This is a genomic window from Kocuria sp. WN036 (assembly GCF_002287015.1).
GTDB lineage: Bacteria > Actinomycetota > Actinomycetes > Actinomycetales > Micrococcaceae > Kocuria > Kocuria rosea.
In genome coordinates this window covers 65,114-84,408 of the sequence record NZ_NSKF01000012.1, presented here as the reverse complement: position 1 = coordinate 84,408, position 19,295 = coordinate 65,114, and the positions used below count along the sequence as shown (strand labels likewise).

At 74.7% G+C, this 19,295-nt stretch carries 18 protein-coding genes and 2 tRNA genes; 11 read left to right on the top strand and 9 right to left on the bottom strand.

The features are described 5' to 3' along the window. Window positions 1–88: 88 nt before the first annotated feature. The 3 genes from CK505_RS09445 to CK505_RS09435 form a co-directional block, all read right to left on the bottom strand. The gene (locus tag CK505_RS09445) at window positions 89–847 is read right to left on the bottom strand and encodes a phosphoglyceromutase (protein WP_095650904.1); all 759 of its coding nucleotides are present in this window, start codon (window positions 845–847) and stop codon (window positions 89–91) included. Between the two features lie 90 nt (window positions 848–937). Beyond that, window positions 938–1,252, bottom strand: a complete 315-nt coding sequence (locus tag CK505_RS09440; RefSeq protein ID WP_229587767.1) for a DUF2516 family protein — start codon at window positions 1,250–1,252, stop codon at window positions 938–940. A gap of 10 nt (window positions 1,253–1,262) precedes the next feature. After that, a complete protein-coding gene (locus CK505_RS09435) occupies window positions 1,263–2,432 on the bottom strand; it encodes a PLP-dependent aspartate aminotransferase family protein (RefSeq protein ID WP_095650903.1) in 1,170 nt (389 codons plus the stop codon). Between the two features lie 81 nt (window positions 2,433–2,513). On the opposite strand from CK505_RS09435, the gene tmk reads away from it, so the two are divergent. Genes tmk through CK505_RS09420 form a run of 3 tightly spaced genes read left to right on the top strand, consistent with a single transcriptional unit; the run spans window position 2,514 to window position 6,002 of the window. Further along, window positions 2,514–3,233 (top strand): dTMP kinase, encoded by a 720-nt coding sequence (gene tmk, locus CK505_RS09430; protein ID WP_095650902.1) that lies wholly within the window; start codon window positions 2,514–2,516, stop codon window positions 3,231–3,233. Continuing rightward, window positions 3,230–4,369 (top strand): DNA polymerase III subunit delta', encoded by a 1,140-nt coding sequence (locus CK505_RS09425; protein WP_095650901.1) that lies wholly within the window; start codon window positions 3,230–3,232, stop codon window positions 4,367–4,369. The genes tmk and CK505_RS09425 overlap by 4 nt, the downstream gene beginning before the upstream one ends. Before the next feature lie 43 nt (window positions 4,370–4,412). Next, entirely contained in the window at window positions 4,413–6,002 is a 1,590-nt protein-coding gene (locus CK505_RS09420; protein ID WP_095650900.1) for an alpha/beta hydrolase, read from the top strand. Window positions 6,003–6,042: 40 nt separating this feature from the next. Here CK505_RS09420 and CK505_RS09415 read toward each other — a convergent pair whose 3' ends face one another. Continuing rightward, complete coding sequence (locus CK505_RS09415; RefSeq protein ID WP_017831974.1) at window positions 6,043–6,762, bottom strand: HAD-IA family hydrolase; 720 nt, start codon at window positions 6,760–6,762, stop codon at window positions 6,043–6,045. Between the two features lie 221 nt (window positions 6,763–6,983). On the opposite strand from CK505_RS09415, the gene CK505_RS09410 reads away from it, so the two are divergent. Both CK505_RS09410 and CK505_RS09405 read left to right on the top strand, forming a co-directional pair. Continuing rightward, window positions 6,984–7,056, top strand: a tRNA-Thr gene (locus tag CK505_RS09410). 388 nt (window positions 7,057–7,444) lie between these two features. Continuing rightward, window positions 7,445–8,143 carry a hypothetical protein gene (locus tag CK505_RS09405; protein WP_095650899.1) on the top strand — a complete coding sequence of 233 codons (699 nt, stop codon included), beginning with the start codon at window positions 7,445–7,447 and terminating at the stop codon, window positions 8,141–8,143. A 758-nt stretch (window positions 8,144–8,901) separates the two neighbouring features. Here the strand turns inward: CK505_RS09405 and CK505_RS09400 are convergent. After that, window positions 8,902–10,719, bottom strand: a complete 1,818-nt coding sequence (locus CK505_RS09400; protein WP_255250921.1) for a cell wall metabolism sensor histidine kinase WalK — start codon at window positions 10,717–10,719, stop codon at window positions 8,902–8,904. Between the two features lie 79 nt (window positions 10,720–10,798). Between CK505_RS09400 and CK505_RS09395 the strand changes: the two genes are divergently transcribed. The 5 genes from CK505_RS09395 to CK505_RS09375 all read left to right on the top strand — a co-directional run bounded on the left by CK505_RS09395 (window position 10,799) and on the right by CK505_RS09375 (window position 15,446). Continuing rightward, window positions 10,799–11,896: a PP2C family protein-serine/threonine phosphatase gene (locus CK505_RS09395; RefSeq protein ID WP_017831978.1), complete on the top strand. Its 1,098-nt coding sequence runs from the start codon at window positions 10,799–10,801 to the stop codon at window positions 11,894–11,896. Continuing rightward, the gene (locus CK505_RS09390) at window positions 11,893–13,848 is read left to right on the top strand and encodes a glycosyltransferase family 2 protein (protein WP_095650897.1); all 1,956 of its coding nucleotides are present in this window, start codon (window positions 11,893–11,895) and stop codon (window positions 13,846–13,848) included. Before CK505_RS09395 ends, CK505_RS09390 begins: the two co-directional genes overlap by 4 nt. Beyond that, window positions 13,832–14,164 (top strand): STAS domain-containing protein, encoded by a 333-nt coding sequence (locus tag CK505_RS09385; RefSeq protein ID WP_095650913.1) that lies wholly within the window; start codon window positions 13,832–13,834, stop codon window positions 14,162–14,164. Before CK505_RS09390 ends, CK505_RS09385 begins: the two co-directional genes overlap by 17 nt. Then, window positions 14,157–14,588 carry an ATP-binding protein gene (locus CK505_RS09380; protein WP_095650896.1) on the top strand — a complete coding sequence of 144 codons (432 nt, stop codon included), beginning with the start codon at window positions 14,157–14,159 and terminating at the stop codon, window positions 14,586–14,588. Before CK505_RS09385 ends, CK505_RS09380 begins: the two co-directional genes overlap by 8 nt. Window positions 14,589–14,807: 219 nt before the next feature. Continuing rightward, window positions 14,808–15,446, top strand: a complete 639-nt coding sequence (locus tag CK505_RS09375; protein WP_095650895.1) for a glycosyltransferase family 2 protein — start codon at window positions 14,808–14,810, stop codon at window positions 15,444–15,446. A gap of 25 nt (window positions 15,447–15,471) precedes the next feature. Here the strand turns inward: CK505_RS09375 and CK505_RS09370 are convergent, their stop codons facing one another. From CK505_RS09370 to CK505_RS09355, 4 genes are all read right to left on the bottom strand, one after another. Further along, on the bottom strand, window positions 15,472–15,792 hold the full coding sequence (locus tag CK505_RS09370) for a hypothetical protein (protein WP_126349863.1): 321 nt from the start codon (window positions 15,790–15,792) through the stop codon (window positions 15,472–15,474). A gap of 59 nt (window positions 15,793–15,851) precedes the next feature. Then, window positions 15,852–16,316 (bottom strand): hypothetical protein, encoded by a 465-nt coding sequence (locus CK505_RS09365; protein WP_095650893.1) that lies wholly within the window; start codon window positions 16,314–16,316, stop codon window positions 15,852–15,854. A gap of 129 nt (window positions 16,317–16,445) precedes the next feature. Next, window positions 16,446–17,429 (bottom strand): NAD(P)H-quinone oxidoreductase, encoded by a 984-nt coding sequence (locus CK505_RS09360; protein WP_095650892.1) that lies wholly within the window; start codon window positions 17,427–17,429, stop codon window positions 16,446–16,448. 108 nt (window positions 17,430–17,537) lie between these two features. Beyond that, window positions 17,538–18,974 (bottom strand): deoxyribodipyrimidine photo-lyase, encoded by a 1,437-nt coding sequence (locus tag CK505_RS09355; protein WP_167590874.1) that lies wholly within the window; start codon window positions 18,972–18,974, stop codon window positions 17,538–17,540. Window positions 18,975–19,069: 95 nt separating this feature from the next. On the opposite strand from CK505_RS09355, the gene CK505_RS09350 reads away from it, so the two are divergent. Further along, window positions 19,070–19,157: transfer RNA gene (locus tag CK505_RS09350), tRNA-Ser, on the top strand. Window positions 19,158–19,295 lie beyond the last annotated feature (138 nt).

Genomic DNA, 19,295 nt, shown 5'->3' with positions numbered 1-19,295 from the left:
GGCCGAGCCGCGCCCGGGCACAGGACAGGGGCCGGGTCCACCAGCACGGTGGACCCGGCCCCTGTCCGTGGGCGGGAGCCTTCCGGGACTACTTCTTGCCCTGGTTGGCGACCGCCTGGATCGAGCTCGCGGCGGCCTCGGGGTCGAGGTACTCGCCGCCGGCCACGAGCGGGCGGAGGTTCTCGTCGAGCTCGTAGTAGAGCGGGATGCCCGTGGGGATGTTCAGCGCCGCGATGTCCTCGTCCGAGATGCCGTCGAGGTGCTTCACCAGGGCGCGCAGGGAGTTGCCGTGGGCCGCGACGATGACGGTCCGGCCGGCCTGCAGATCGGGGACGATCTCCTGCCCCCAGTACGGCATGAAGCGGTCCAGGACGTCCTTGAGGCACTCGGTACGGGGCGCGTCCGGCACGTCCGCGTAGCGGGGGTCGCCGGCCTGCGAGAACTCGGACGAGTCCTCCAGCTCGGGCGGCGGGACGTCGTAGGAGCGGCGCCAGGTCATGAACTGCTCGTCGCCGTACTCGTCGCGGACCTGGGTCTTGTCCTTGCCCTGCAGCGCACCGTAGTGGCGCTCGTTGAGCCGCCACGACCGCTTCACGGGGATCCAGTGCCGGTCCGCCCGGTCCAGCGCGAGGTGGGCGGTGGTGATGGCCCGGCGCAGGAGCGAGGTGTGCAGGACGTCCGGGGCGATCCCCTTCTCGACGAGCAGCTCACCGCCGCGGACGGCCTCCTCCCGCCCCTTCTCGGTCAGGTCCACGTCCACCCACCCGGTGAACAGGTTCTTCTCGTTCCAGTCGGACTGTCCGTGCCGGAGCAGGACGAGCTTGTGCGGTGCTGATTCGGTAGCCATGGGGCCATTCTTCCACCCGGGCGGCGGCGCGGGACAAGCCGGCGTCACGGGCGCCCCGTGTCGCGGGGCCGGGCGCCGCGCGCCCGGCGGTCACCAGTTGTTGGGGCCCTTGGACTCCAGGCCCACGGCCGGGCGGACGTCGGCCAGGTAGACCCCCACGGCCGTGCCCGCGATGAGCAGGACGAACAGGCTGGGCCGCAGCAGCATCAGCGTGAAGACCGTGAACGCGAGGGAGCCGCCCGTGAGCGCGAGCCAGAAGCCCTTCGTGCGCTTGAAGGCGCGCTGGAACTGCACCGGCGCCTTGGTCAGGCAGTCCACGAAGGCCCACACGGCCAGACCGGCGACGACCAGTGCCAGCGCGATGTCGATGAAGCGCACGAGTAAGAAGACCCAGGGAATGTCCACGCCGTCCAGCCTACCGGTCGATCGCGCACAGGACGCGGTCGAGGTCCTCCCAGAGGTCCTCGACGTTCTCGATGCCCACCGACAGGCGCAGCAGCGTCTCCGGGACGCTGGGCGGCTCCTCGTGGTGCCGCCGCCGCCGCTCGATCAGCGACTCCACCCCGCCGAGCGAGGTCGCGGGGGTCCACACGCGCAGGGCGTCCACGGCCGCCTCGACGGCCGCGGCGTCCCCCGCGGGCACGATCGCCACGATCGAGCCGAAGCCGTCCATCTGCGCGGCGGCACGGGCGTGCCCGGGGTCCCCGGGCAGGCCCGGGTAGCGGACCTCGCGCACGGCCGGGTGCTGCTGGAGGCGGCGGGCGAGCTCCCCAGCGGTGGCCGCGGAGCGCTCGACCCGCACCGCCAGGGTGCGCATCCCCCGCAGCGCGAGCCACGCCTCGAACGGCCCCGGGACCGCGCCGTGCAGGGAGCGGTGCCCCTTCAGCCGGGTCCGCAGGGCAGGGTCGGAGGTGACGGCGGCCCCCAGGACGACGTCGGAGTGCCCCGCCAGGTACTTGGTCACGGAGTGCACCACGATGTCCGCGCCGTGCTCCAGCGGGCGCTGCAGCAGCGGGGTGGCGAAGGTGTTGTCCACGCACGTGAGCACGCCGCGCTCGCGGGCCGCCGCGAGCAGCGCGGGGAGGTCGGCGACCTCCAGCATGGGGTTGGTGGGGCTCTCGAGCCAGAGCAGGTCGGCGGCGTCGAGCGCGGCCACCACGTCCTCGGTGTCCGTGACGTCCACGGTCCGCACGGTGAGCAGCCCGCGGGCCTCGAGGTCCGCGGCCAGGGCCAGGGAGCCCTGATAGCTGTGCCGGGGCAGCACCAGGCGACCGCCCGCCGGGACGAGCGAGAGCACCGACGCGACGGCGGCCAGTCCCGAGGCGTAGGCCAGTGCGGGGAGCTCCGCCCGCTCGAGCCGCGCCAGCACGTCCTCGAGGTCCTCCCACGTGGGGTTGCTGAACCGCCCGTAGGTGCGGTCCTCGGCGTCGAGCCCGGCGGAGCCCCGGTAGGTGGAGGTGAGGACGATGGACGGGCCGACCGGCGCGTCGTGCTCCGGTGCGGGCCGCCCGCCCGCGACCAGCACGGTGTCCGGGCGGAGGTCGGCGGAGCCGTGGGCGGGCGGGGTCTCGGGGCGCGCAGTCATGGCCCCAGGCTATCGGCCCGCGGCGTCCCCAGCCGCGCGCGCACCGGCGGCGCTGTCCGCGCGGGTGGATAGGCTGGGACCGTGACCTCCCCACCGGCCCCCGCCCCGCCGCCCGCCTCCGCCGCGGCGTCCTCCCCCGCGCCGTCCGGGCGCGGGCTCTTCGTGGTGTTCGAGGGCGGGGACGGCGCCGGGAAGTCCACCCAGGTCGGCCTGCTCGTGGACGCCCTGCGCGCCGAGGGGCACGACACCCTGCGCACCCGGGAGCCCGGGGGGACCCCGCTGGGCGAGAGGGTGCGCGAGCTCGTGCTGGACCCGGCGCACGGGCCCGTCGACGCCCGCGCCGAGGCCCTGCTCTTCGCCGCGGCCCGCGCCGCCCACGTCGCCCAGCTCATCCGCCCCGCGCTCGCCGCCGGCCGGACCGTGGTCTGCGACCGCTTCGCCGACTCCTCCGCCGCCTACCAGGGCGCCGGGCGCGGCCTCGGCCTGGACCGCGTCGCGGAGCTCAACGCGTGGGCCACGGCCGGGCTCGTCCCGGACCTCACCGTGCTGCTCGACGTCCCGGCCGGCACGGGGCGGACCCGCCGGGAGGCCCGTGACGGCACCGCGGGCGACCGCCTGGAGACCGAGCCCGACGCCTTCCACGACGCGAACCGGGCGGCGTTCCTCGAGCTCGCCGGCCGGGCTCCGGAGCGCTACCTGGTGCTCGACGCCACCCGGCCGGCCGGGGAGCTCTCGGCCGCCGTGCGCGAGCGCCTCACCGGGCTCGCCCGCTCCGCCCGGGCCGCGAAGGTGGGCGCGTGAGCGTGTGGGACCAGCTGCTGGGCCAGGACGCCGTGGTGGCGCAGCTGCGGCGCGCCGCCCAGGAGGACCGGCCCACCCACGCCTGGCTGTTCACCGGTCCGCCCGGCTCGGGGCGCTCCAACGCGGCGCTCGCGTTCGCCGCGGCCCTGCTGTGCGAGCAGGAGGACCCCGTCGAGCGCGGGTGCGGGCAGTGCCACGCGTGCCGCACGGTCCTGGCCAGCTCGCACGCGGACCTCACCCACTTCGTCACGGAGAACCCGCAGATCACCATCGAGGAGGCCCGCGAGCTCGTGGTCCGCGCCCAGGACCGGCCCTCGGTGGGCCGCTGGCGCGTCATGGTGGTCGAGGACGCCGACCGCATGGCGGAGCGCACCTCGAACGTGATGCTCAAGGCCATCGAGGAGCCCCCGCCCAACACCATCTGGCTGCTGTGCGCCCCGAGCCCGATGGACGTGCTCGTGACCATCCGCTCCCGCTGCCGCCCGGCCACGCTGAACGTGCCCGCCGTGGCGGACGTGGCCGAGCTGCTGATCCGCCGGCACGGGGTGCCCCGGCAGCGCGCGGAGGAGAGCGCCCGGCTGGCGCAGTCCCACGTGGGGATCGCGAAGCGGCTCGCCCTCTACGACGACGCCCGCACCCGGCGGCAGGAGGTCGTGTCCATGCCGCTGAAGCTGTCCGGGGTGCCGGACGCCGTGCGCGCCGCGGACCGGCTGCACAAGATCGCCGTGGAGGAGTCCCAGGCGGACGCCGAGTCCCGCAACGAGGCGGAGCGCAAGCAGCTGCTCGTGGCCCTGGGCGCGCCGGAGTCCGGACGGGTGCCGCCGGCCATCCGCGGAGCCCTCAACCGGCTCGAGGCCGACCAGAAGCGCCGGTCCCGGCGGATCCAGACGGACACCCTCGACCGCTTCCTCATCGACCTCACCACCTTCTACCGCGACGTCCTGACCCTCCAGCTGCGCACGGGCTCCGCCCTGGTCAACGAGCACCTGGCCCAGCAGCTGCAGGACCACGCGTCCAACTCGACCCCCGAGCGGACGCTGCACCGCATCGACGTGATCAGCCGGACCCGGGACCGGATCCGCACCAACGTCAGCGCGCAGCTGGCCTTCGAGGCCATGGCCGTCTCCCTGCTCTGACCCCGCCCCCGACCCCCATCCCCCCACCCCCTCGAGGAGCCCCATGACCCGCCGTGCCGCCCCCTCGCGCCGCGCCCTCCTGCCCGTCACGGCCGCGCTGGCCGCGACCGGCCTGCTCCTGAGCGGCTGCTCGTCCCTGGGGGCCGGCGCCACGGGCGAGCCGACCTCCGGGGGCGCCACCGGCGCCGTCGTCGAGGGCACCCCCGAGGAGCTCCAGCGCTACTACACGCAGACCGTCACCTGGGGGGACTGCACGTTCGAGGTAAAGACCAACGGCGCGCAGGACGACCTCCAGTGCGCCGACGTCGAGGTGCCCCTCGACTACGCCGACCCCGGCGGGGCGACCACCACCGTGGTGATGTCCCGCCTGCCCGCAGGCGGGGACGCCCGCGGCAGCCTGCTCCTCAACCCCGGCGGGCCCGGCGCCTCCGGGGTGGACGCGATGCTCTACGCGCAGTACACGGTCACCGGCGACGTGCGCGAGGCCTACGACGTCGTGGGCTTCGACCCGCGCGGGGTGAGCCGCTCCGAGGGCATCGAGTGCCTCGACGACGCGGAGCTGGACGCGTGGCGCGCCGAGCCGATGTTCGACCCCGAGGAGCAGCCGGTCGAGCAGATCCAGGAGGAGTACGAACAGCTCGGCGCCGCGTGCGTGCAGGACTCCGGCGAGCTCGTGGCGCAGATGGACACCGTGAGCGCCGCCCGGGACATGGACGTGCTCCGGGCCGTGCTCGGCGACGAGCGGACGACCTACCTGGGCTTCTCCTACGGCACCCACCTCGGCGCGGTGTACGCCGACCTGTTCCCCGACCGGGTCGGCCGGCTCGTGCTCGACGGCGGCGTGGACCCCACCCTGAGCGACATGGAGGCCACCGCTGACCAGGCCGAGGGCTTCGAGGACAACCTGCGCCACTGGGTGCAGCAGTGCCAGTTCGAGATCCGGGACTGCGTGGTGGCCGACGTCTCCATGGATGAGGCGATGACCCGGATCCAGGAGCTCATCGCCTCCGTCGAGGAGGAGACCGTGACCGCCGCCGACGGCCGGCGGGTCACCGCCACCAACGTGGTCGAGGGCATCCTGGGGCCCCTCTACGCGACCACCGGCTACGAGACGCTCAACGAGTCCCTGGGCGCCGCCTTCGACGGCGACTTCTCCGCGCTGCTCGCCCAGTCGGACGCCACGCACGGGCGCGACGCCGAGGGCCGGTACACGAGCAACACCACCATGGCGTTCACGGCCGTGAACTGCCTCGACCGGCCCGACGGGACGGTCACGGCGGAGCAGATGGCCCGGCACCAGGAGGAGCTCGAGCGGGTCGCCCCGACCTTCGGCCCGTACCTGGGCTACGGCGACGCCGCGTGCCAGGGATGGCCGGTCGACCCGGCGGGCCTGCCGGAGCCGCTCGACGCCGCCGGCGCCGATCCCGTCCTCGTGGTGGGCACCACCCACGACCCCGCGACCCCCTACCACTGGTCCGAGGCCCTCGTGGAGCAGCTCGACAGCGCCCGGCTGCTGACCTACGACAGCTACGGCCACACCGCCTACACGGCCGGCAACCGCTGCGTGCAGGACGCCGTGGACGCCTACCTGCTGGAGGGCGAGCTCCCCGCGGAGGGGACGACCTGCTCCTGATCCGCCGCGACCCGGGCGACCGGTGCCGGCGCGGTGGGCGTCAGCGCGCGCCGGGCACCGGCGTGCGGACGAGTCCGGGGAGGTCCCGGACCGAGTCGACCACCACGTGGGCGCCGGCCGCGCGCAGGGACGCGGCGTCGTGCGCGCCCGTGCGGACGCCGACGACCGCGGCGGAGCCGGCCCGCAGGCCGGCCTGCACGTCCGCCGCGGTGTCCCCCACCACCATGACCCGGCGGACGTCGCCGAGGTCGAGCGCCAGCACGGCGGTGAGCACCATGTCCGGCCAGGGTCGTCCGCGCCCCGCGTCCGAGGGACACAGGCTGAGATCCGCGAGACCCGTCCAGCCGAGCTGCTCGAGGAGCGTGTTCAGGCTGTGCCGGTTGTAGCCGGTGGCCAGGCAGACCCGCAGGCCCGCCTCGCGCAGCGCCGTGACGGCCTGCTCCGCGCCCTCCACGGGAATGACCCCCTCGGTGGCCAGCAGCTCGTCGAGGTGGCGCTCGAAGTCCCGGACCGCCTGCCGTGCCCGGTGGGGGTCGCTCGCGAACAGCTGCTCGAGCACTCCCGCCTTCGACTGGCCCAGCGTGTCCCGGACGTGGTGGAGCATCTGCCGGAACCGCTCCGAGCCGGGGTCGACGCCGAGACCGGTCACGGTGCGCTCGAAGGCCCGCTCCATGATCCCGTTGTCGTGGAACACGGTCCCGGACATGTCCAGGAAGGCCAGCTCGAGATCCGGCGCGATGCCGCCGTCCGGTGTGCGCACTGGGCTGCTCCTGTTCCGGGCGGACCGCAGCGGCCGGCCCCGTCGTCGTGTCCGTCCATGCTGCGCCCCGGCCCTGCGGGCCGGTAAGGCCGGGGAGCCGAAGAGCCGGTGAACTCCCGGGGAACGCGCGCACCGCGCCCGGCCCCGCCGATTGGGGACGCCCCCGCGCTCTCTGCTACAGTTTCACCTGCACTGAGGCCGTCCCGGACGGCCGCGTGCACGCCTCCTTAGCTCAGTCGGTAGAGCGTTTCACTCGTAATGAAAAGGTCGTCGGTTCGATTCCGACAGGAGGCTCCCACCGGACGAAGGCTCCGGACCCCCTGGGTCCGGAGCCTTCGTCGTCCCGCCCCGAGCTCGTCCCGCCCCGCCGCCGGCCCTCACCCCGCGATCCCGCGCGACGGGCGGTGCGCACCGGCCGTCACAGTCGCGTCCCCCCTGGTCACAGTCGTGTTCGCCGGGCGGGACCCGCCGTACGCTGAGGCAACCGGGCGCGATCGGCCGCCACGGACCACTTGGGCGGTGCACCATGCAACTCCGTTCCCGACAGCGCCTCGGCCTGCTCGTCCTCGCCGGAGCGGCCCTGGTGACGTCCGCCTGCGGCCCCTCCCCCGGTCCTCCGCCGGAGACGGCTCCTCCCCCGGACACGGCCTCCCCGGCCTCGCCCGCACCGAGTGGGCCCCGGGTGTCCCGCGTCCTGACCTGGCTCCGCATGGGGCCCACCGGGGAGGGCACCCCGCTGTGGTACGACCCCCTGAAGGACGGGGACTGCGGCGACGAGCAGCTGCTCGCGTCCCGGGCCCAGCCCGTCCCGCGCGCCGGCGCCCTCCTGTGCGAGGCCGCCACGACCAACGACCCCGAGCTGTGGCGGCAGGGCGAGGACGCCCTGGCCGCCGTCCCGGCGCCCGCCGGCTGCTGGGAGGAGGAGACCGTGGCGGGCCTGCGGCGGCTGGTCGAGTTCCACCGCCGGGCACCGGAGGCGGTCCCGGAGCTGCAGGTTCCCGACGGCACGGCCTGCCCCCTCGTGCTGGAGGGCCTCCTCTCGCCGCTGGCCCCCGGTGTCGAGGGCCTGGAGATCCCCGTGTCCACCTGCGGCGGCGCACCGGTCTTCCTGCAGGGCAACCTCGAGTGGGTGCCGCCGGAGGACATCCGCGCGGTGTCGGTGGGCGCCGCGGTCGTGCCGGTGCAGCAGGGCAACGGGAGCCTGTTCTTCCGCGCCCCGCCGTCGGACGTCGCCGGCCCCGTCCCGGTGACCGTCTCGGACGCGGACTGGCCGGTCGGCGGGCAGGGCTACCTGGTGTACCAGGTGCCGGCCGCCGCCTGTCCCGACCCCCCGCCGGCGCCCGCCCCGGCACCCGCGCCCACCGCTCCACCCACACTCTAGGAGCCACGGTGGCGGAGCAGGAGCCGGACGGGTCCCCGCTCTGGGGGCGGCTCTTCCAGGCGGTCTCGAAGCTGGGCGTGGGGGTGAGCCTGCTGACGGCCCTGCTGGTCTACTTCGGCTGGGTCCGCGCCGGCGCCCAGGCCCGGGAGATGGGCCTGGACGCGAACCTCTTCGGCTACACCACCCAGGACTACCTGCTGCTGAGCATCGGCTCGCTGTACGTCCAGCTCCTCTGGATCGCCGTGGCCGTGCTCGGCGGGATCTGGCTGGACCGCCGGGTGCGCGAGCGCGTGGAGGCCCGTGCCCGCCGGTCCGGGAGCGCCCCGGTGGCGCGGTGGGCGCGCCGGGGGACGTGGTTCTTCATCGGGCTGGCGGTCGCGGTGCGGCTCCTGGGCGGCGCCGTGCCGGAGGAGGAGGCCTGGGTGATCCCCTTCGCCATGGCGCTGTGCGTCCTCGCCGCCGCCTGGGCCGCCGGTCTGCGGCGGCGCGTCACCGCCCGTGACGAGCGGCCCACCGCGCCCGAGCGGCCGCTCCTGCGGAGCTTCGCGCTGCTGTCCGTGGTCGCGCTCCTGGTGTTCTGGGGCACGTCGTCGGTGGCCGAGGCCATGGGACGGGCCCTGGCCCACGACCTCGAGGAGGAGCTGGGGACGATGCCGCGGACGGTCGTCTACAGCGAGAAGCCCCTGCACATCGGCCTGCCCGGGGTCCGTGCGGAGGAGCTGGGCGGACCCGACGACCCGCTCCACCGCTACGACGGGCTACGGCTCCTGACGCTGCGGGGCGGCCGGTACTTCCTCCTGCCCGAGCAGTGGACGGTCGCCGGCAGCACGGTCCTGGTGCTGCCCGACGACAACTCGGTCCGCCTGGAGTACAGCCGCTGATCCGTCCTGCTCCGCCCGGCCGGGGTCCTCCGCCCCCGCCGGTCCGGCCATGGGGAGGGTCAGGGTGAAGACCGTCCCCTCCCCCGGGGCGCTCTCGCAGCGGATGGTGCCGCCGTGGCGCTCGACGATCTCGTGCACGACCGCCAGGCCCAGGCCCAGGCCCGGGATGGCGCTCATCCGGGCGTTGCTGCTGCGGAAGAACCGGCCGAACACGTGCTCGGCGTCCTCCGGGCGCATCCCCATGCCGCGGTCCGCCACCTGCACCTGCACGGTCGTCCCGGTCCGGACCACCCGGACCGTCACCGGCCCGCCGTCCGGGGAGTACTTGATGGCGTTCGAGAGCAGGTTGTCGAGCACCTGCCCCAGGCGCACGGGGTCGCAGGCCAGCACGAGGCGGGGCGGGGCGTCGACCCGCAGGTCCACCCCCGCCTCGACGGCCCGGAGCCCGGCCGCCGCGACGGACTGCTGGACCACCTGGACGAGGTCGGCCTCCGCCGGCTGCAGCGCCAGGACGGGGCCCGCGGTGCGGAGGAGGTCCTCGACCAGGACGAGCAGCTGGTCGGCGTTGCGCTCGACGACCTCCAGCCCGGAGCGGACGTGCCCGGGGAGCCGCTCGTCCATGGCCAGGAGCTCGGTGTAGCCGCGGATGGACGTCAGGGGCGTGCGCAGCTCGTGGGAGACGCCGGCCACGAAGTCGTCCTTGGCCTGCAGCGCCGCCACCAGTTCGGTCACGTCGTTGAACGACAGGACGGAGCCCTCGGTCCCGCCGTCCTCGTCCCGGAGCACGCGGGCGGACACGGAGAGCACCCGCTGCAGGGGCGGCTCCCCCGCCCAGACCAGGGCGTCGGAGAAGGACTCGCCGCGGATCGCGCGGCGGGCGGGACGCCGGTCCACGGGCAGCGGCGTCCCGTCCCCGTCCGCGTAGACCCGCAGGTCCGCCTCGGCGCCGTCCCGCACCCCCTCGGGCAGCGAGAGCTCGTGGATCCGGTGCTGGCGGCGGTTCATGAGGATGTCGTGGCCGTGCTCGTCGATCGCCAGCACGCCCACGTCCACCGTGTCCAGGACGGTGTTCAGCAGCCGTTCCCGCCGCGCGGTCACGCCCAGCAGCCGGCGCAGCTCGGCGTCCTTGGCCTCGAGCTCGGCGTTCTGGCGCTCCATGCTGTTCGACAGCACCTGGACGGTGAGCCCGATGCCCAGCAGCATGACGGGGATCAGCAGCGGGGCCGTCAGCAGCTGCGCGCTCAGCGGCCGGGACGGGACCAGGAGCGGGACCCACACCATGGCGAGGGTCAGGACGAACCCCAGCGGGGCGGACGCCCGGGGCAGCCGCCCGGAGCCGGTGAGCCAGATGACGGGGAACGCGGCCATGATGCCCACCCCGGTCACCGTGCTCAGCGTGCCCTCCCGCAGCAGGGTGATGGGGACGAAGTCCAGGACCGGGACGGCCAGGAACGCCCCGTAGGGCAGCCGGTCCCACGGCACCAGCACGCACAGGGCCGTCAGCGCCACCGTGAGCGCCAGGGCCAGCTGCACCCGCAGGTCGCCCCGCAGCGGCTCGTGGACCACCCAGATCCCGGCGACGAGGACGACGGTCGTGACGAACAGCGGCAGCTGGCTGAGGAGCACGCGCCGGCGCATCGACAGCTCGTGGAAGCTGATCCGGTCGAGGGAGAGGACGGTGAGCAAGCGGTCCACGGGAGAACTCTTCCGACTGGGTGCGTCACCCTCGGGGGGTCGGGATGACAATTGCAAAGAATAGCGGCTTAATGGGTCCATGACCCCCTCCCCCCAGGGTCGCCGTGCCGTCGTGATCGAAGACCACGACGACATCCGCAACCTCCTCGCCCAGACCATCGGCATGCGCGGCTTCACCGTGACGACCGCCGCGACCGGCCTCGAGGGCATCGAGGCCGTGCGCCGCGACGGCGCCGATCTCATCACCCTGGACCTCAGCCTCCCGGACCTCGACGGGCTGGAGGTCTGCCGACGGGTCCGGCAGTTCTCGGACGCCTACCTGCTCATGGTCACGGCGCGCCCGGGCGAGATCGACCGGCTGGAGGGCCTCGAGCGCGGGGCGGACGACTACATCAGCAAGCCGTTCAGCCCCCGGGAGCTGCAGGCCAGGATCGAGGCGATGTTCCGCCGGCCGCGCGCCCGGGCGGAGCAGGCCGACGCCGAGGAGCTGCGCCGCGCGGCCGAGGTCCAGCGCAGCCTGCTGCCCGCCGCCGCCCCGGCCGTGCCCGGCTACGACGTGGCCGGGGCGTGCCGGCCGTCCCGCAGCGTGGGCGGGGACTTCTTCGACTGGTACACGACCGAGGGCGGGCTCCAGGTCTCGCTGGCCGACGCCATGGGCAAGGGCATGGGGGCCGCGCTCATCGCCGCCACCGTGCGCGCCGTGCTGCGCTCCGCGGCCGGGCAGCCGGACATGGCGCAGGCCTTCGGCGACACCTGCCGGCACCTCGAGCACGACCTCGCCCACTCCGACTCCTTCGTCACGCTCTTCCACGCCCGCCTGGACACGGCCGACGGGGTCGTGGAGTACGTCGACGCGGGCCACGGGCTGGGACTGCACGTGCGCGCGGACGGGATCGACCGGCTGCGCCCGGGCGGCCCCCCGGTGGGGGCGGTGCCCGGGACGCAGTGGGTGCCCGGCCGGATCGTGCTCGCGCCCGGCGACGCCCTCGTCGTCGTCAGCGACGGCCTCCTCGACGCGTACGAGGACGTCGACGACGCCGTGCAGGCGGTCGCGGACGTGGTCTCCCGCCACGAGGACGCCGCGTCCGCCTGCACCGCGGTCCTCGACCTCGCCGGCGAGGAGACCCGCACCGACGACGTCACCGCCGTGGTCGTCCGCCGCCGGTCCGCCCCGTGAACCGCTTCCTCGTCCGGCTCCTGGTCGTCCTGACCCTCCTGCTGGGCGTCAACTACATCGCCTGGCGCTGGCTCGAGTCGCTGAACTGGTCGGCGTGGTGGATCGCCGTTCCCCTGGTGCTCGCCGAGACGTACAGCCTGATCGACGTCTCGCTGTTCGGGCTCACCGTCTGGCGGCTCCGGCGGCGCGGGGAGGCCGGCGCCCCGCCCGCGGGCGCCACCGTGGACGTGTTCATCACGACCTACGACGAGCCCCTCGACCTCGTGATGGGCACCGCCCTGGCGGCGCAGGCCATCCGGCACCCGCACAGCACGTGGATCCTCGACGACGGGGCCCGCCCCGAGCTCGAGGCGCTCGCCGCCGAGCACGGGCTGGGCTACCTGACGCGCAGCGAGGACTGGACCGACCGGCCGCGCCACGCCAAGGCCGGCAACCTCAACAACGCCCTGATGCTCACCCAGGGCGAGTTCCTGCTGATCCTCGACGCCGACCAGGTCCCGGCCCCGGAGATCCTGGACCGGACCTTGGGCTGGTTCAACGACCGCAGGGTGGCGCTCGTGCAGACGCCGCAGTGGTTCGTCAACGTGCCGGACCACGATCCGCTCGGCAGCCAGGCCCCCCTGTTCTACGGCCCCATCCAGCAGGGCAAGGACGGCTGGAACGCCGCCTTCTTCTGCGGCTCCAACGCGATCCTGCGCCGCGAGGCGCTCATGCAGCTCGGCCTCTCCGGCTACGTCCAGGAGGTCGAGCAGGACGTGAAGGAGTCCCTCGCCCGCACCCGGGCCGCCCTGCGGAGGGCGCGACGGTCCCCGGAGGCCGCGAACCCCGTCGTTGCCGGCATGCTCGACGACGTCGAGGCCGCCACCGAGCGGGCCCGCGCCGAGCTGAAGGCCGGCGCCCCCCTGACCGAGCTGACCTACCGCCTGCAGCGCGAGGTGGACGCGGCGGCCCGGCGCACCGTCACGCAGGACTTCTCCCAGATCGAGGCGGACCTGGCCTCGATCGCCGCCCTGGACCTTCCCCCCGAGGACGGCATGGTGTGGCCGGACGAGCTCGCCTCCGCCGTGGACCGGATGTCCCGCCGCGACCTGTCCCCGCTGGCCGCCGTGGAACCGGTGCGGGAGGTGCTCGAGGCGGTCTCCGTGGACCGGCCCGGCGAGGCCCAGCCGGTGATGCCGCTGGCGACGATCTCGGTCACCGAGGACATGGCCACCGCGATGCGCCTGCACGGCCTGGGCTGGCGCAGCGTCTACCACCACGAGGTCCTCGCCCACGGCCTGGCCCCCGAGGACCTGAAGACCATGCTCACCCAGCGCCTGCGCTGGGCGCAGGGCACGGTGCAGGTGCTGCTCCGGGAGAACCCGCTGCTGCAGCGCCGGCTGGGGTGGGGCCAGCGGCTCATGTACTTCGCCACGATGTGGAGCTACCTGTCCGGCTTCGCGGCCGTCGTCTACTTCGCCGCGCCCATCGTGTACCTGGTGCTGGGCATCCTCCCCGTCACGAGCCTCAGCTGGGACTTCTTCGTCCGCTTCATCCCCTTCATGGTGGTGAACCAGCTGCTGTTCCTCGTGGTGGGCCGGGGCATCCCCACCTGGCGCGGCCAGCAGTACAGCCTGGCGCTGTTCCCCATCTGGATCAGGGCGTGCACCACGGCCGCCCGCAACGTCTGGTTCGGCCGCCCCCTCGGCTTCGCCGTCACGCCCAAGGTGCGGCAGGACGCCGGTCCGGCCTGGCACCTCATCCGCCCGCAGCTGGTGGTGATGGGGCTGCTGGCCGCGGCCCTCCTGGTGGGGACCGCCCGGCTGGCGGTGGGGCTGAACGAACCGGTGGGAACCCTGGTCAACGTGGCCTGGGTCGCCTTCGACCTGGTGGTGCTGAGCGTGCTCGTCACCGCCGCGAGATACACGGGCTTCGAGCCCGAGGAGAGGAGTGCCGATGCAGTTCACGATTGAGCAGAAGCCGAGGTTCGCCCATATCACGGGCACCGGACGGCTCAACATGGTGGGAGCGCCCAAGCTCCGGGAGGTCGTGGCGAAGGTCGTCGACGAGGGCAACAACCACGTGGTGGTCGACCTCGGCGGCACCGAGTTCATGGACTCGTCCGGTCTGGGCGCCCTCATCGGGTGCCTCAAGCTGGCCCGTCAGGCCGGCGGCGACCTGCGGATCGCGAACGTCCGCCCCCAGGTCCGCATGGTCCTCGAGCTCACCAGCATGCACCGCGTCCTGACCCCCTACGACACCGCCGACGCGGCCTTCGCCGATGACTGAGCCCACGGCCCGCCGCTCGCGCCGGGGCCCGGCCACCGCCCTGACGGTGGACGCCCTGCACGAGGACCTGGACGCGCTGTGGGGGGAGGCCGCGTTCGTGCCCGAGACCGACCGGATGGCCTTCACGCTCGCGGTCGTGGAGGCGGCCGGCAACGTGGTGGTGCACGCGGTACCCGCGGCGGAGGACCCGATCGAGCTCTCCGTGGACCTGGTCGCGGACCCCCACCGGCTGGAGGCGAGGATCTACGAGATTGGCGCCGCACCGGCGCAGGTCGACCTCACGGGGGCCATGGCGCAGGAGCACCGCGAGTCCGGCCGCGGGCTCGCCCTGATCCAGGCCCTGGTCAGCCGGGTGGTGTTCGAGCGCCACGGGGACACGAACGTCTGGAAGCTGTGCCGGGTGTGCGGCCGGGACGAGGTGTAGCGCCCCCGGGGACGCGCCGGACCCGCGTCCGGCCGGGGCGGACGTCCCCTGATTTGCGTCTGTAAAGTGTCCGCCGCGGTGCCTAGACTTTGGTCCAGGACAACACGTCAGGGGGCTCACGTTGTCACCGAGAACACTCGTTCAGGGGCCGGTCGGGCGCCCCGCCGCAGGGGGACGTCAGCGGCGGGACGCACGCCGGGCACGCCGAGAGAAGTCGTCATGATCGCCGCGATCATTCCCGCCCACGACGACGCGGCCCGCGTCGAGCACGCGGTCGTCTCCCTCCACCGCCAGACCCGTCCGCCGGAGCGCATCCTCGTCATGTCGGACGACTCCACCGACGCCACCGTCGAGGTCGCCCTGCACGCCGGCGCCGAGGTCCTGCTCACCGTCGACAACCGGCACCACCGTGCCGGGGCGCTCAACCAGGCCCTGGACACCGTCCGGATGGAGCCGGACGACCTGGTGCTGGTCCTCGACCCCGGCGTCCGACTGCCACCGGGCTTCCTGGCCCGCGCCCTGGCCGCCCTCCGGGACCGCAACGTGGGCGCCGTCTCCGCCCGGTCCACCGCCGTCGGGGGCCCGGCCGCGCTGATCCGCTGGCAGGCGCTCGAGGACGTCCACCGGTCGTTCGGCCGCTACTGCGACGAGGGCGCCGTGACCGGCCAGACGCGTCTCGCCCTCGACCTGGAGGCCGTCGGCTGGCGCCTCAGCCCGCCGCTGGAGGCCGAGGAGGACGGGCCCGTCCCGGTCGAGCACCTCGCGCCCGTCCCGGCGGAGCACGCCGTCCCCGCCCCGGTCGAGCGCGTCGTGCCCGTCCCGATCGAGGTCCTGCGGGCGGAGCCGGCGGCCGCGTGATCCGCCGCCCGGCCCGCCGGGACGCTCAGTCGCGGGCGGTGCGGCCCACGAGGACGGCCGCCGCGCCCGCGAGGACCGTGGTGGTCAGGCAGCCGATCGGCAGGGGCAGGCAGCAACCGCCCACCGTGACGTTCGTGCCCCGGCGCGTCCGGGTGGAGTACCCGGGGAAGGGGAGCATCCGGAAGCCGGAACGGCGGCCGTACCCCCCGCCCCGGCGGCCGGGCAGGTCGTAGCCCGGGCCGAAGCGGCCGGGGCCTCCGCGGCCGGGTCGGCCGAGGGGCGAGCGGGACCAGCGGGCGTCGAACTCGCCGTCGGCCGCGCGGTAGTCGTATCCGGAGGGGTTCATGCCGCCCATCAAACCATCAGCAGGCTGTCGGGTCCACCCCGTCGCCGCCGGGAACGGGCTCAGCCGCGGCGCAGCAGCTCCTCGGCGCGCTCCACGTGCTCCCGCACCGCCTCGGCCCGGCGGACGACCGCGTCCAGCCGGTGGACGGACGACTCCTCGTCGGCCCGCACGAACCGGGCCATGGTGAGGGCCTCCGCCGCCTGGGCCATCGCGTTGCCGGCCCGGGAGAGCTCACGGTGGACGTCGTTGAGGTGGCCGCCCGCGGAGGCCGGGATGTCGTGGCTGCTGCTCGGCGCCGTGCGCTGCGCCGCCGCGCACACGGCCCGCACCTCCGGCAGCAGATCGGCGAGCGCGTTGGCGGTGGGCACCACGGACTGCGCGAGCGTCTTGTCCGGGAGGCTCTCGAGGATCTGGTGGAAGCGGTCCAGACCCCGGCGGAACCGGTCGTGGGCGCGGCGCCACACGCCCAGACCGAGCTCGGCCTCGTCACGGCGAGCGGCGCGGTAGTCGCGCAGGAATGCCACGGGCGGTCCTTTCGAGTGGAGACAGTCCATCCTACGGCGGCCCGGCCCGCCCTCCGTGCGCGCGGAGGGCGGGCCGGGCCCGGCGACGGGCCGGGACCGGGCCGTCCGCGGCCGTGCCGAGGGGTGCGCTCAGGGGACGAGCAGGACCTTGCCGATGTGCGTGCCGGAGTCGAAGTACTCGTGGGCCCGCGCGACCTCGTCCAGGGGGAAGGTGCGGTCCACGACCGGGCGGACGGCGCCGGACTCGACGTGGGGCCACACGTGCTCCCGCACGGCGGCCATGATGCGGGTCTTCTCCGCCACGGACCGCGGGCGCAGCGTGGTGCCGATCACGGCGGCCCGCTTGGCCATGAGCTTGCCGAGGTCCAGCTCCCCCGTGCGTCCGCCCTGGGTGGCGATGACCGCGATCCGGCCGTTGGTGGCCAGCGCGTCCAGGTTGCGCCCCAGGTAGGAGCCGCCCACGACGTCGAGCACGATGTCGGCGCCGTGCCCGTCCGTGAGCTCCCGCACGCGCGCCACGAAGTCCTCCTGCCGGTAGTCGATCGCCTCGGCGCCGAGCCGCCGTGCAGCCTCGGCCTTCTCCGGGCTGCCGACCGTGGTGAGCACGCGCAGGCCGAGGGCCCGGCACATCTGGAGGGCGTTGGTGCCGATCCCGCCGGTGCCGCCGTGCACCAGGACCGTCTCGCCCTCGCGGGCGGCGGCGGCCATGAAGACGTTGGAGAACACCGTGGCGCACACCTCCGGCAGGCCGGCGGCGGCGACGAGGTCCACCCCGGCGGGCGCGGGCAGGACCTGGCCGGCCGGGACGACGACCTCCTCGGCGTAGCCCCCGGAGTCCAGGAGGGCGACGACCTCGGCGCCGGGGGCGAACCCGGAGACGGCCGGCACCTCGGGGCCGAGCTCCTGCACCGTGCCCGAGACCTCGAGGCCGAAGACGGTCGACGCCCCGGGCGGGACCGGGTACCTGCCCAGCCGCTGCATGACGTCCGCCCGGTTGATCCCGGCGGCCCGGACCCGGATCCGCACCCCGTCGGGCGTGAGCTCTGGGGCGGGGACCTCGGCGACGGCGAGGACCTCCGGTCCGCCGGGGGTGGTCTCGAGCACTGCGCGCATGGTGGGGCCTTCCGGTCGGGGGCGACGGTCGCTCCCATTGTGTCGCGGGGCGGGCACCCGGTCACCCGGCGTCGGCCCGTGGCGAACAGGCGGACGCCGGCGCCGCCCTCAGCGGATCGAGGCGTAGGCGTCGAGGGCGCGGCCGCGGCTGGCCGGCAGGTCCACGACCGGCTCGGGGTAGCCGACCGACGGTCCGAGCAGACCGGGCTCGTGCGGGTCCACGCCCTCGTCGCCGGCCAGCTCGGGGATCCAGCGGCGGATGTAGCGGGCCTCGGGGTCGAACTTCCGGCCCTGGGTCAGCGGGTTGAAGATCCGGAAGAACGGGCTCGCGTCCGCGCCGGAGCCCGCGACCCACTGCCAGTTCCCGGGCCCGCTCGCCGGTTCGGCGTCCACGAGCGTCTCCCAGAACCACTGCTCCCCCACCCGCCAGTCGACCAGCAGGTTCTTGGTGAGCAGGGACCCGGCGACCATCCGGACCCGGTTGTGCATCCACCCCGTGGCCCGCAGCTGCCGCATGCCCGCGTCCACGAGCGGGAAGCCGGTGCGCCCCTCCTGCCAGGCCCGGACGTCGCCGGCCGCCTCCGCCGCGTCCCGCCACGGGAACGCGTCGAAGGCCGGGCGGACGTGGCGCACGTGCAGGTCCGGCACCTGGTGGAGCAGGTGCCAGTTGAACTCCCGCCAGCCCAGCTCGGCCAGGAACTTCTCCAGCCCCGGGCTGCTCCCCTGCTCGGACCGGTGCCGGACGGCCGCGTCCCAGACCGCGAACGGGCTGATCTCGCCCCACCGCAGGTGCGGGGAGAGCCGGCTGGTGCCGTCCCGGTCGGGCCGGTCGTGGCCCTCGGCGTAGTCCTCGACGCGGTCCAGGAAGTCGTCCAGCCGCTCCCACGCGGCCGCCTCCCCGGGCGTCCACACCGCGGCCAGCCCGGCCGCGCGCTCCGGGGACGGCACCAGGTCCCAGTCGACCTGGTCCTCGGTGCCGGCGGCCGCCGCCACCTCCGCGGCGGCCCCCCGGCCCGGCCCGGGCACGGGGAGCGGCTGCCGGATCTCCAGCGCCCGGAGCGCCTTCCAGAAGGGGGTGAACACCTTGTACGGGCCGCCGGCGCCGGTGCGCAGGGTCCACGGCTCGTGCAGCAGCGCGGCCTGGAACGAGTGCGCCTCCACCCCGTGCTCGGCGCACCACTGCTTCACTCCGGCGTCCACGGCGAGCTCGGGCCCGCCGTAGCGGCGGTTCCACGTGATGCCGCCCGCCCCCGTGCGCTCGAGGACCTCGGGGAGCACGGTCCCGGCGGGGCCGCGGCGCAGCACCAGGGGGATGCCCAGCTCCCGGAGCGACTCCCGCAGGGACCGCAGCGACCCGTCCAGCCACCACTTCGCGGCCGCGCCGAGGGGCCGGACCCCCTCGGACTCCTCGTCCAGGACGCAGAGGGCGACCACCGCGCCGCGCCGGCACGCGGCGTCGAGGGCGGGGTGGTCCGTGACGCGCAGATCGTCCCGGAACCACACGATCGTCGTCGTCCCGCGGTCGGGGCTCTCGGGTGCGTCCACGCGCTCACCCTACCGGGGCTTTGGCGGCGTTCCGGGCGCCGTGGAAGAATGGGCTGCGCGCTCCGCCGCCCCCGCCGGGGACCGGGCGGGCGCGGGGAAGGTTGTCCGAGCGGCCTAAGGAGCCGGTCTTGAAAACCGGTGTGCGGTGACCCCGTACCAAGGGTTCAAATCCCTTACCTTCCGCCTCCGCACGAGGCCCCCACCGCGAACCGGCCGGTGGGGGCCCCGTCCCGTCCCGGGGCCGGAGAAATGTCGCGGTGTCGTGGCTCGCCGTTCACCTCCGCGTGCTGAAATGGGGACAACGCACCGCCGCATCCCCCG